15 protein-coding genes and 1 pseudogene are annotated in these 10,696 nt (G+C 66.7%); 12 read left to right on the forward strand and 4 right to left on the reverse strand.

Translation table 11 applies throughout. The annotated features are described in order from the left end of the window. The first annotated feature begins 135 nt into the window (after window positions 1-135). From ACNPQM_RS38000 to ACNPQM_RS38030, 7 genes and pseudogenes are all read left to right on the forward strand, one after another. Entirely contained in the window at window positions 136-522 is a 387-nt protein-coding gene (locus ACNPQM_RS38000; protein ID WP_418087530.1) for a hypothetical protein, read from the forward strand. 360 nt (window positions 523-882) lie between these two features. Then, entirely contained in the window at window positions 883-1,191 is a 309-nt protein-coding gene (locus tag ACNPQM_RS38005; RefSeq protein WP_418087531.1) for a hypothetical protein, read from the forward strand. 30 nt (window positions 1,192-1,221) lie between these two features. Next, window positions 1,222-1,455 carry a hypothetical protein gene (locus tag ACNPQM_RS38010; RefSeq protein WP_418087532.1) on the forward strand — a complete coding sequence of 78 codons (234 nt, stop codon included), beginning with the start codon at window positions 1,222-1,224 and terminating at the stop codon, window positions 1,453-1,455. Window positions 1,456-1,623: 168 nt separating this feature from the next. Beyond that, window positions 1,624-1,915, forward strand: a pseudogene (locus tag ACNPQM_RS38015) (IS200/IS605 family accessory protein TnpB-related protein); the annotation flags it as partial. Between the two features lie 213 nt (window positions 1,916-2,128). Then, complete coding sequence (locus ACNPQM_RS38020) at window positions 2,129-2,455, forward strand: PadR family transcriptional regulator (RefSeq protein WP_358862403.1); 327 nt, start codon at window positions 2,129-2,131, stop codon at window positions 2,453-2,455. Beyond that, window positions 2,452-2,808: a DUF1048 domain-containing protein gene (locus ACNPQM_RS38025; protein ID WP_418087533.1), complete on the forward strand. Its 357-nt coding sequence runs from the start codon at window positions 2,452-2,454 to the stop codon at window positions 2,806-2,808. The genes ACNPQM_RS38020 and ACNPQM_RS38025 overlap by 4 nt, the downstream gene beginning before the upstream one ends. A 1-nt stretch (window position 2,809) precedes the next feature. Beyond that, window positions 2,810-3,136, forward strand: coding sequence for a DUF1048 domain-containing protein (locus ACNPQM_RS38030; protein ID WP_358862402.1), 327 nt, complete (start codon window positions 2,810-2,812; stop codon window positions 3,134-3,136). Window positions 3,137-3,818: 682 nt separating this feature from the next. Here the strand turns inward: ACNPQM_RS38030 and ACNPQM_RS38035 are convergent. Then, window positions 3,819-4,418, reverse strand: coding sequence for an SMI1/KNR4 family protein (locus ACNPQM_RS38035; protein WP_418087534.1), 600 nt, complete (start codon window positions 4,416-4,418; stop codon window positions 3,819-3,821). A 346-nt stretch (window positions 4,419-4,764) separates the two neighbouring features. Here ACNPQM_RS38035 and ACNPQM_RS38040 point away from each other — a divergent pair, with 346 nt between their 5' ends. Further along, window positions 4,765-5,304 carry a 2'-5' RNA ligase family protein gene (locus tag ACNPQM_RS38040; protein WP_418087535.1) on the forward strand — a complete coding sequence of 180 codons (540 nt, stop codon included), beginning with the start codon at window positions 4,765-4,767 and terminating at the stop codon, window positions 5,302-5,304. A gap of 637 nt (window positions 5,305-5,941) precedes the next feature. Here ACNPQM_RS38040 and ACNPQM_RS38045 read toward each other — a convergent pair. Then, on the reverse strand, window positions 5,942-6,064 hold the full coding sequence (locus tag ACNPQM_RS38045; RefSeq protein WP_418087536.1) for a hypothetical protein: 123 nt from the start codon (window positions 6,062-6,064) through the stop codon (window positions 5,942-5,944). Window positions 6,065-6,083: 19 nt separating this feature from the next. After that, the gene (locus ACNPQM_RS38050; protein WP_418087537.1) at window positions 6,084-6,470 is read right to left on the reverse strand and encodes an ATP-binding protein; all 387 of its coding nucleotides are present in this window, start codon (window positions 6,468-6,470) and stop codon (window positions 6,084-6,086) included. Between the two features lie 276 nt (window positions 6,471-6,746). Here ACNPQM_RS38050 and ACNPQM_RS38055 point away from each other — a divergent pair, with 276 nt between their 5' ends. Together ACNPQM_RS38055 and ACNPQM_RS38060 are read left to right on the forward strand one after the other, a co-directional pair. Next, on the forward strand, window positions 6,747-7,259 hold the full coding sequence (locus tag ACNPQM_RS38055) for a DinB family protein (RefSeq protein WP_418087538.1): 513 nt from the start codon (window positions 6,747-6,749) through the stop codon (window positions 7,257-7,259). An 85-nt stretch (window positions 7,260-7,344) separates the two neighbouring features. After that, window positions 7,345-8,469: an IS630 family transposase gene (locus tag ACNPQM_RS38060; RefSeq protein ID WP_418087539.1), complete on the forward strand. Its 1,125-nt coding sequence runs from the start codon at window positions 7,345-7,347 to the stop codon at window positions 8,467-8,469. A gap of 17 nt (window positions 8,470-8,486) precedes the next feature. Here ACNPQM_RS38060 and ACNPQM_RS38065 read toward each other — a convergent pair whose 3' ends face one another. After that, complete coding sequence (locus ACNPQM_RS38065) at window positions 8,487-8,621, reverse strand: hypothetical protein (protein ID WP_418087540.1); 135 nt, start codon at window positions 8,619-8,621, stop codon at window positions 8,487-8,489. A gap of 77 nt (window positions 8,622-8,698) precedes the next feature. Here ACNPQM_RS38065 and ACNPQM_RS38070 point away from each other — a divergent pair, with 77 nt between their 5' ends. Further along, window positions 8,699-9,277, forward strand: coding sequence for a hypothetical protein (locus ACNPQM_RS38070; protein ID WP_418087541.1), 579 nt, complete (start codon window positions 8,699-8,701; stop codon window positions 9,275-9,277). 394 nt (window positions 9,278-9,671) lie between these two features. After that, window positions 9,672-10,517, forward strand: coding sequence for a hypothetical protein (locus ACNPQM_RS38075; RefSeq protein ID WP_418087542.1), 846 nt, complete (start codon window positions 9,672-9,674; stop codon window positions 10,515-10,517). Window positions 10,518-10,696 lie beyond the last annotated feature (179 nt).

Raw genomic sequence — 10,696 nt, forward strand, 5'->3', positions numbered from 1 at the left:
GGACTCCTCGCCGCCGCGCTGCTGCTGAGGCAGTATCGCAAGAACCTGCCGTCCCGGGGCAGCGTGCTGCCGGACGCGTTGCCGGGCGGGGCAGCCACTCACCGTCCGTGTCGAGCAGAAGGACCCGCGATACCCATGTCCCAGCACACAGTCGCCCCTCTCACCGTTCTCGACCCGCACACGCAGGCCGCACGGCAGCTCACCTTCCTGACAGACGCTCTCGCCGAGGACCTGGACCAGGGCGTCTGGGTTCCGGGGCCGCTGGAACGATCCCTGGTGTCTCGCCTGCTCACGTCCTGTGCCGGGGACGGGCAGTTCACCGGCGTCCGCCTGCGGGAGACCATGTGGGAGGGCAGCGTCGCGCTGACCTACGCGGGCGACGGACGGCTGGTCCGCCTCCTCGCCCAGTTGTGTGAGGTGACCGAGCACCCGGCGCCGGCTGCCCAGCCCGCACTGTCCGCCGCCCTGCGGCTGCTGGAGCGGTCAGCACAGGGCGTGTCCGTGGGCGGCGACAAGCTCTGACGGAGAGGCAGACGAGAGGCGGCGGTCCGACGACTCCGCGGTCTCCCACGACCTGTGCTGAACGATCCGGCCCTGGCTCAGGGCAGTCAGATGACCGATGTGCACGGGCCCCCGCCTCCGGAAGACTGACGGCCACGAGGTTCACACACATAGAGCGCAGAGAGGGAGAGCGTGACGAGGTACGACAGATGTGGCCGGCCGTGCTGCGACCGTTTGCGGGCCAGGCAGTCTCCGTCCAGGCGGCGGCCCAGGGCAGTCGGCGGCGGGGACAGGCCCGTTCTCACTCTGATCCAGGGTTCTTCCGAGGGCTCCGACGCCCGCCGGACACCTGTCGAACTGTCCACGCTGACACGGGACCCCATGCCGGCCGACGTCCGGGGTGCGATCGTGACGGCGGTGGGCGGCAGGCTCCTGGCCACCTGGATGCCGTTGAGCGGCCCGTCCCGCCTCCCGCAGGGCCGCGTACTGCTCTCCTGGACGCCCGCGGCCGATGACCGGACGGACGTCACGGCCCACCTGGGGCTCGCGGGCACCCAGGTCCTGCTGGCGTTCTGGCCGGGCCTGCGCAGCGGTTGGTGCGGCGTCGTCCGCCCCACCGTCGCCGAGGTGACCGAACTGCACGCCGCGCTCCGCCTCGCGACCGTGGCCCTGAACCGTCTGACCGACTGAACACACGTCCCAGGAAGTGGGGCGTGGGTCGTGCGTCTTGCGCATGTGCGACCGGTTACCTGCCGCCGGGCAGGCCGTGACGTAATCGGCGACCAGCCGGTCCAGGAACAGTTCGAGCCGCTGGTTCATCGCGCGGTGGTCGTCGCGCCCCAGATCCTTGGACTGCTGGACGAAGCGGTGGTCGTGGCGCCCCAGATCCTCGAACTGCTGGACGAAACGGTGGTCGGCCGAGTGCGGCGAGCTCCCTCCCCGTGGACGCGATGAGCCCCTCGATGATGTCGCGGTCGAACTCCATGTGGCATTGGAACCCGTACAGGAATCTGTCGTAGGCCACGATCTGCCTGGGCAGCCCTCGCTGCCGGCGAGCACCGTGGCGTCGGCCGTGAGTCCCTTTCCGGGACGAGGAAGTCCTCCGCTGGGTCGGTGAGCACCGCCCGCGCCCGGGGCATGATCGGTGTCGATACCAACGCCGACCACTTCGCCGCCTACCAACTCGACCGGCACGGCAATCCCGTCGGCGGGCCCCGGCGGTTCTTCTACGACCTGTCCGGCACCGCCGGTCGCGATGCACAGATCCGCCACGCGCTGACGCGCCTGATCAACTGGGCCAGGCAGGCCGGTGTCGCCGCGATCGGCATCGAAGACCTCGACTTCACCACCGAGAAGACCCGGGAGAAGCGCGGCCGCAGGAAACGATTCCGCCAGCTCATTTCCGGCATGCCGCCCCACAGGGAGGTGTGGGCGGGATCGACCGCGACAGTGCTCAGGCCCTGTTCGGCGGCCATCGACACCAGCCGGGCCTTGAGTTTCCCGGTCAGGGGAAGCCTCAAGCCTGCAGAAGGTCAAGACTGCCACGCTGACATCCCCCACTACTCAGTGATACCGTGTAGTGGTACTCGGTACTACGCAGTACCGCTAGGGCCGAGGAGGACTCGCGATGGACGACCTGACGGAGATGCTGAAGGGCACGCTCGAAGGGTGCGTGCTCGAAATCATCGGCAGCGAGGAAACATACGGCTATGCCATCACTCGTCAGCTGAACGAGCTTGGCTTCGCCGACGTCGTCGAGGGGACCGTATACACCATCTTGCTGCGACTGGAGAGGAACAAACTCGTCCAGGTGACGAAACGGCCATCCGGGGTCGGTCCGCCGCGCAAGTTCTACGCACTCAACGACGCCGGACGCGAGGAACTCGCGAAGTTCTGGACGAAGTGGCAGTACGTCTCATCACGCATCGACAGGCTCAAGAAGGGCGGGAGATGAACTTCTGGGAGACCATCACAGGCAGCGATCTCACCAGGGAATGGAAGGCGTTCGAAGCCCGGGCCGAGGCCTTGCCGGACGACTACCGGGCGGCGTGGGAACAGATCAAGGGCCACCTCTTTCCTCATGGGGACTTCACCGGCCGCAACCTGATGCCGATCCTCGACGCCGCCCTGGGGTTGCTCGAAGAAACAGCGGCGGACGGGCAGAGCGTCCACGAGGTCCTCGGCGACGACATCCGAGGCTTTTGCGCGGCGCTGGCCGGTGGAGAAGGGGCTCGAACCTATCGCGACCGGTGGCGCGAGCAGTTGAACAGGAACGTCGCAAGGAAATTGAGCCGGCTGGGAGGCTGACGTGGGCATCCAGGACATCATCGAGGGCAAGAAGCAGTGGCGGGCGCACATGGCTCGGGTCAAGGCGCTCCCGCCGGACTACCGGATCGTCTACAAGGAGATGCAGAAGTATCTGTTCAAGGTCGGACCGATCGACCTGCCTGACGGGCCTCTACTCCCCGAGATCGTTGACTTCTTCGAGGAAGGCGTCGCCGCGGGCAAGGGGGTCTTGGAACTCATCGGCAACGACGTCGCCGCGTTCTGCGATGACCTGGTCAAGGACTCACGCACCTTTGCGGACGTCTACCAGGAGTCCATCAGCAGGGAACCCGGTACGGCCGAGAGGTAGCCCTCACCTCATGCCAGTGGGCGTAGTCGCCCGCACGCGCGGTTCGTTCGCCTAGGTTCTGTCTCTTTGGTCATTCGAGCGCGGATGAGGATGACAGCCGGGCTCGACGGAGCACTTGTGCCATCCGGATTACGATGGGCATCTGTGGATCCGGCAGGCCGTTCGCGAGGAGGGGGCGCGTGAACGAGTCCGATGACCCGCAGCAGGAACCAGTCTGGTTGGTAGCGGCGAACGTTGTGGCCTGGCGTCGATGCGGAGTCGGCGGCCAGGAACTGCGCCCGGGGACGAAGTGCTTCAAGGGCGGGGCGAAGGTGTACGTGGCCCACGTGTACTGGGGTCCAGGAGGCGATCGGGTTACGGTGGTCGGACGTGAACGGCACACCAGCCGATGGATCGTTATCGATACGGCGACGCGCCACCTCCACGGCTTCCGACCGAAGCTCGTCCACACGCCGCGTGTCTTGGAGCGGCTGCGTGCGTTAGGACACGAACGCGGGCTCGGCGCGGACTACGCAGCGGACGTCTCCGCGACGCTGGAACGGTATGCGCGTCAGTACCGCGCCGAGACGGCGCCGTACAGTCCGCACCCGGACGGATGCCTGTGTCACGCCTGCCTCACCGGCGAGTCCGGATAAGAGGTGATCTCATTAAGGGCTGCCGCTGCGACCGGACCGGTGGTCTCTCACATGCCGCGGTCTGGGCCGTACCAAGGCTCGGGGCGCTCGTCGGCGGACATCGGCAGGCGCCGCAACTGCACGGGGCCGGGGTAAAAGGCTGCGCTGTTGGGTCCGGTCATGTCTTCGCCGATGAGGTAGCGGTAGAGCCATTCCGCGAAGCTCATGCGGTGCTCTGCCCAGGTTTCGTCATAGTTCACCAGGAGCCTTGGGCCATCGGTGGCAGCGTGCAGGAAGATGGTCTCTCCTCGGTCGGTGCTCGCGATCGGCCACAGCCCGTTGCGGGTGCCAAAGCTCAGCTCGTCGAGTCCGAAGAGCTGGCGGGGGTCCTCATCCGCGTCGAGGTCTAGGTCGTCCCACGGCACCTCGGACCACGCCTCGATCTGGCCCCGGATGTCTTGGCCCAGGTTCCATTGCTTGGTCGCGGGGTGGCAGAGATACAGGTGCCCGTTGATCTGAATGGGGGCGAACGCGTCCACAACAATCCTGTAATCGGGAGGCAGTTGTATGCCGAGCTCTGCGTGGAGACGGTCCCAGGCAGCCGGGTCCGCATGTCGGTTCTGGGCCGGGCCGAGCATCGCCATGGCGGCGGCCAGGTAGTCAGTCATGAGTTCCTCGAGGATGTGCGTCCGGCGCGGTCCCTCGCGTTGGGTCGGCGGCGTATAGAGCCGTACTTTACGGATCAGGTCGAGTTGATGGCCTTCGCAAGCCTGCGATAGCAGATCAAGGTGGCGGTGATGAGACTCCTTGAAAGCGGCCAGAGCTGTTTCTCTTCCTCATTTGGTTCTCGGTTTGGCCTATACGGGGAGAGCGGGGAGTATGAGCATGTTTGAGGGGCTGCCGACCGTCAGGTCGGCAGCCCCTGGTGATCGGTGACGGTCGGCTGCTCCCAAGATCCAGTCCGGCTCAATAATCTGATGGGTAGTCGAGTCTTGGGTGGCACCATGCCGTGTCATGGCAGATGACAGCTCCAGCACCTTTCAGGCAGGCCAAACGGGACTCATAGTGAAGATCCCCGAGGTTGAACCTGCTGTCCGCGCATGGCGTGAACGGCTCGACCCTTCAGCCCAAGCCGGCGTGCCAGCACACGTGACTGTGCTCTTCCCGTTCCTCGAAGAGAGCCGAACAGACGCTCTCGTCCACTCGGCCATCGCCGACACCCTCAACAGCCACCGGGCCTTTGACCTGCGATTCGAGCGAAGCGGGCATCTCCCCGAGGTCCTGTATCTCGTCCCTGAACCGGACACTCAGTTGCGGCAGCTCACCCAAGCAATTGCTGATCGGTGGCCGGAGACTCCGCCATACGGTGGCCGGTTCACCGACATCATCCCCCATCTCACTGTCGCCCAGTGTCAAGAAGCCGCCGTTCTGGAGGAGGTCGAGACCGACCTCCTCAGCAAGCTCCCCATCACGGCGCATGTCTCGTCAGTCGAACTGGTGGTCCACGACGGCACGGCGTGGCAAGAGCGAGCGTCCTTCGCACTCCGAAAATGAGCAGGACGTGAGATCCGGTGGCCGACGCCCAACGAGCTCCGGCCGGTTTCTGGGGTGGCCAGCAGGGCGACGATGGTGACGGGTTGCTGGCAGTGGGGGCAGTTCCGTGTCGCGGCTGGCTCCAGCGGGTCGCGTTCGGGGGTCACTTGGCGGGATCCTCCGGAGCGGTGAGCCGGTTTGGGCGGCGGTGGCAGTTCGGGAAGCGCCGGCAGCGGTTTGGGCGGACTCTCGCCGAGTCGACGGGCTCGCTCCGCGTCGCGTTCCTGGCCGCGGCGGCGGTTGGCGTCACGGCGGCAGGTGGGAGAGCAGTAGACCTGCCGGACGGTTCGGGCGGCTTCGAAGGTGTCGTCGCAGGTGGGACAGACCCGCTCTTCCAGGTGATCCTTGCTGGTGCGGGCCGTGGTGCGGCATGCGGACGAGCAGTAGACACGCCGGGGGCTGACGTCGGTGGTGAACGCGCTCCGACAGATGGGGCAGGTCCGCGGGCGGGGATGTGCTGGCGGTTGGCGTCGCGGCAGGTGGGAGAGCAGTAGACCTGACGGCTAGTGGGACTGTCGGCGGTAAAGGTGGTCTGGCAGACAGGGCAGCGCCGCGCCAACTCATGGTCGGTTTCGGGTCTGGGGTGTTGAGGGATTGGTCAGGAGACACGGGCGTTCACTCCCTGCCGCAGGACCTCAGCCTGCTGCTGGTGGCCGCGGAGCCGGTAGGAGGGGCCGTCGATGCCGACGACCGCGGCCCGGTGCAGGAGCCGGTCGAGCATCGCAGCGGCGACGGTGGCGTCACCAAAGGCGCCGGCCCAGTCCGACTCCGGGCGGGCCGACGAACAGCACATTGGAGGCGTCGTCGAGGAACCGCAGGGTGGCCAGGTCCCGGATGAGTTTCTCGTCGACGCCGGGCTGGGCGGCGAAGGCGAAGTCGTTGAGGGTCCAGGGCTCGGGCAGGCAGGCGAACCTCAGCCGGGCGGCGAGCCGGCGGGCCTCGGTGGCCTCGACCTCGATCTTCAGCAGGCGTTCCAGGGCTGCAGTCAGCGTCATCCGCTCGGTTCTGGACTGGTTTAGGACCCGGTTGAGCGCCTCGGCGGCGTCGTTCAGTTTCAGGTAGGACAGGTGGGCCCGCAGCTGCTGATAGCGGCGTCCTTCGCTCATCTGCATCGGCGCCGTACTCACTCCGTGTTTTCCTCCTCTTTCGGCTGGGGAACGTGCCGCAGCCGTTCGGCCACGGCGGCATAGTGGGACAGGTCGATCACGACCCGTTCGGCGGTCGACCCGGTCGCCTGGCTCTCACGCAGCCGGCCGGCCTCGGCCAGCGCTGCGTCGCTGGGCGGGTGGCGGACCTTGGACTTGCAGGGCGCCCGGTCGGAGAACTAGTGCCGCATCAGGCAACGTTCGCCCTGTCGGAGGCCCTGCCTGTCGACGGCTTCGGCTGCTGGCGATAATCGACCGATGAGCGCCATCGAACGCCCTTTGCCGCCCCTGAACGCCGACGAGCGCACCACGCTCGAAAGCTGGCTTGACTTTCACCGCGCCACCCTCGCCATGAAGTGCGAAGGCCTGGACGACGGGCAGGCCGCCGTCGCGTCCGTGCCACCGTCCGACTTCACCTTGACCGGCCTCGTCCAGCACATGGCAGAGGTCGAGCGGAACTGGTTCCGCCGAGTGTTCGCCGGAGAACAGGCCCCGCCCATCTTCGACCCGCAGGCCGACCCGTCTGCTCCCGACGGCGGATTCGAACTGGCCGAGGACGCCACACTGCACGACGCCCTCGCCACCTGGCAGGCGGAGATCGCCCGCGCCCGCGAGCTCTGCGTCGACCGTGCTCTGACCGACGCAGGCCGCTTCATGGAGCAGGACGTCAGCCTCCGCTGGATCTACGTCCACATGATCGAGGAGTACGCCCGCCACAACGGCCACGCCGACCTGGTCCGGGAACGCATCGACGGCACCACTGGCGTATGACGTCAGATCAAGTCACGCCCGTCCTAATGTGAGTGACGCGCCGCCGGGTCCTGTGCCGGGCGGCGCGCCGTGCCAGGGTGCCCGAGTGGCTGAACGTGTGCGCGTGCGCGAGGTCGATGACGACGAGGGGCAGCGGCTGCTGCGGATCATCCGCAGAGGCACCGGGTCGGTGGTGACCTGGCGCCGGGCCCAGATGGTGCTGCTATCCGCGCAGCGCATGGACGTGGTGAAGATCGCCGAGGTCACGTTCACCAGCGCCGACTGGGTCCGCGACCTGATCCACAACTTCAACGCCGATGGCTTCGCCTCGCTGTACCCGAAGTACAAGGGCGGCCGTCCAAAAACCTTCACCCTCCCGGAACGCCGCGAGATGAAGAAGACCGCCAAGTCCAAGCCGGCTGAGCACGGCCTGCCGTTCTCGACCTGGAGCCTGGCCAAGCTGGCCGATTTCCTGGTCGCCGAGGGGGTGGTCGACGACATCAGCCACGAGGGCCTTCGGGTCCTGCTCCGCGAGGAGGGCGTGTCCTTTCAAGGCATAAAGACCTGGAAGACCTCCCGCGACCCCGACTACGCGACCAAGAAGGCCCGCGTCGAGCACCTCTACGCGATCGCCGACGGCGAGGTCATATCCGAGCAAGGCGAGCACGACGTCGTCTTCTGCCTGGACGAGTTCGGCCCGCTCAACCTCCAGCCCCACTCCGGACGGCAGTGGGCCGAGCGTGGCGGACAGCACAAGGACCCCGGCAGGGAGCCCCGGCCCCGACGCCGGGCGACCTACACCCGCCCGCACGGGGTCCGGCACCTGTTCGCCGCCTACAACCTGGGCAAAGACAAGCTCTACGGGCACATCAAGCCGAAGAAGAACCGCACGAGGTTCCTGGAGTTCTGCCGCTACCTCCGCAGCCTTCACCCGCCGGAGATCCGTATAGCGATCGTGCTCGACAACTTCTCCCCGCACCTGACCACGAAGAAGGACACCCGCGTCGGCGACTGGGCCACAGCCAACAACGTCGAGTTCGCCTACACGCCGACCAACAGCTCCTGGCTGAACCGCATCGAAGCCCAGTTCACCGCCCTGCGCTACTTCGCTCTGGACGGCACCGACCACGCCAGCCACAAGGAGCAGGGCAGCATGATCCGCCGCTACATCCTCTGGCGAAACCGCCACAACACCCACGAACGCTTACGCCCTGTCGATGACGTCTTGTAGGTGCTGGTCGTCGGTGCCTACTTGGCGTGTGTCAGGTGTTGCTTGGCGACGGAGACGACGTGGTGATGGGTCGCACGAGCGCACTCGTGCCAGAACGGTGTGGCGGTCAGGTACGCGCCGAGCACGGAAAGGATGCCGAGGGAGACATCCACGCTGAGGCGACCTTGCTTGGCCCAGTAGACGTCTTGCAGATCGAGGAGCAGAGCGAATTCGTCGGCGATGAGGGCGGTTGCTTTCCTACGTCGTGGCCGTCCCGAAGTCCCAGCAGGTCCACGGCCCGCGCATCGACTTTCTCATCGGCCAGGCCCCGCCCGAAGCCTGGCAGCGGCTGTCCGCAGGAGGCGGCGCGAAGGGCGAGCGTTTCTACGACTGGGCCGCAGCCCGCCTGTCGGCCGTGTGGGAGTTCGACGGCGACGAGCCCACCCGGCAGCGCTGGATGCTGGCCCGCCGCAGCATCGCCAAGCCCGCCGAGATCGCCTACTACTTCGCCAGCGCACCCCTGGAAGCCACCGTCGCCGACCTCGTACGCATCGCCGGCTGCCGCTGGAAGGTCGAGGAATGCTTCCAGAGCGCGAAGAACGAATGCGGCCTGGACCAGTACGAAGTCCGCCGCTACGTGGGCTGGTACCGGCACATCACACTCGCCATGCTCGCGCATGCCTTCCTCGCCGTCCTGGCCAGCCAGGAACGGGAAAGGGGGGCATCGAGCGGGACACACCCGACCTCGTGGACCTCACACTGGCTGAGATTCGACGTCTGCTGGCAGTTGGACCCCGCCGCCGCCCTCAGGACCGCGACCACGCGATGACGTGGTCCCACTGGCGTCGCCGCCACCACGCGCGCGCTCGCCGCTGCCACTACAAGCACCGCGGCCACACGTTCGTGGGACGGCCCGGCAAAGACCGCGCCACCCCCATTCCAGCCCGCTACACTCCCCACACCCAAGCCGTTGACCAGCGCTAATGAAGAAGTCCGGCTGGAGTACTAGCCAGCCGAGGGACAACGAGGGTTCATCGACGTTGCCTGCGCCCAGTGATCAACCTGATAAGGATGAGGCCACAGGTTCAAATTTCGAGGTCGCCGAGGAGCCGATTGCGGGCGGTGCCGGCCGCGTGAGCTACCCCGGAAATACCAGGAGGGGTGTCACTGGGCCCCGCTAGAGTCGGCATCCACAACAGAATCACAGCAGTGGGGTGGGACAGATGAGACTGCGGTACACCGCGGCCTGCGTAGGGGTCACGGCGGCGGCGCTGATGGTGACGTCCGCGTGCGGCACGGACGGCGCGAAGACGGCCGCCAAGGCCGTCGACAAAACCGACGTGATCATGGCGGCGCTGGCGCGGGCGACTGACCAGACGGAGAACCTGGGGTCCGCGCAGGTCAGGATGACGACCGAGACGTCGACGACCAGCCCGGTCACCATGGACGGCACGTACTCCTGGGGCCATGGCTTCGCGTTCGACGTCTTGATGGACACCAAGGCCGCCCAGATGCAGCAGCTGCACGCCGCCGCCAAGACCCGAGGTGTGTACGTGGACGGCGCCTACTACTACGAGATCGACCCGCAGCCTTCCGGCCCGCTCAAGGGCAAGGAGTGGATGAAGATCGACGCGTCTGTGGTGTTCGGCGACAAGGGCGCCGAGGCGTTCCAGCCGAGCTCCGGCGCGGGCAGCCCAGCGGCCGCCATGAAGGGCCTGAAGTACGCCAACAACGTCGACGACCTCGGCAAGGAGACCGTCGACGGTCAGAGTGCGACCCACTACCGGGCCGTGGTCGACAAGGAGCACATGGGCAAGTTCAAGAAGGCCTACGGCAATCAGAACAACCTCTTCGGCTCGGTGACCGGCGGCAGTGACTCGATCACCATGGACATCTGGGTCGGTGCCAAGGACCTCCCGGTCCGTATGAAGCAGCGGTTCGGCAGTTTGACAGTGACGATGGACTTCGAGAAGTTCGGCGCCACGGCCGCGATCAAGGCCCCGCCCGCCGCACAGACCGGTGATGTCACCGAGCAGGTGAAGAAGGCCACCGCGCAGCAGCAGGGCTGAGCAGGGCCGGACCCGGGGCGGTGAAGGTCGACCATCCGTGATCTTGCGTGGGTATCCCCGGCTTCAGCCGGGGAGGGAAACGCGTCCTCGGCCCGGAGGCGCGAAGCGCCAAAGTTCGCTGCGTTGTCAGTGGCCTGCACTATGTTGATCACGACAGCCGAAGGGGGGTGGGCCGGATG

The sequence above is a fragment of the Streptomyces sp. NPDC056231 genome (assembly GCF_048270745.1).
In the GTDB taxonomy this organism is placed as follows: domain Bacteria; phylum Actinomycetota; class Actinomycetes; order Streptomycetales; family Streptomycetaceae; genus Streptomyces.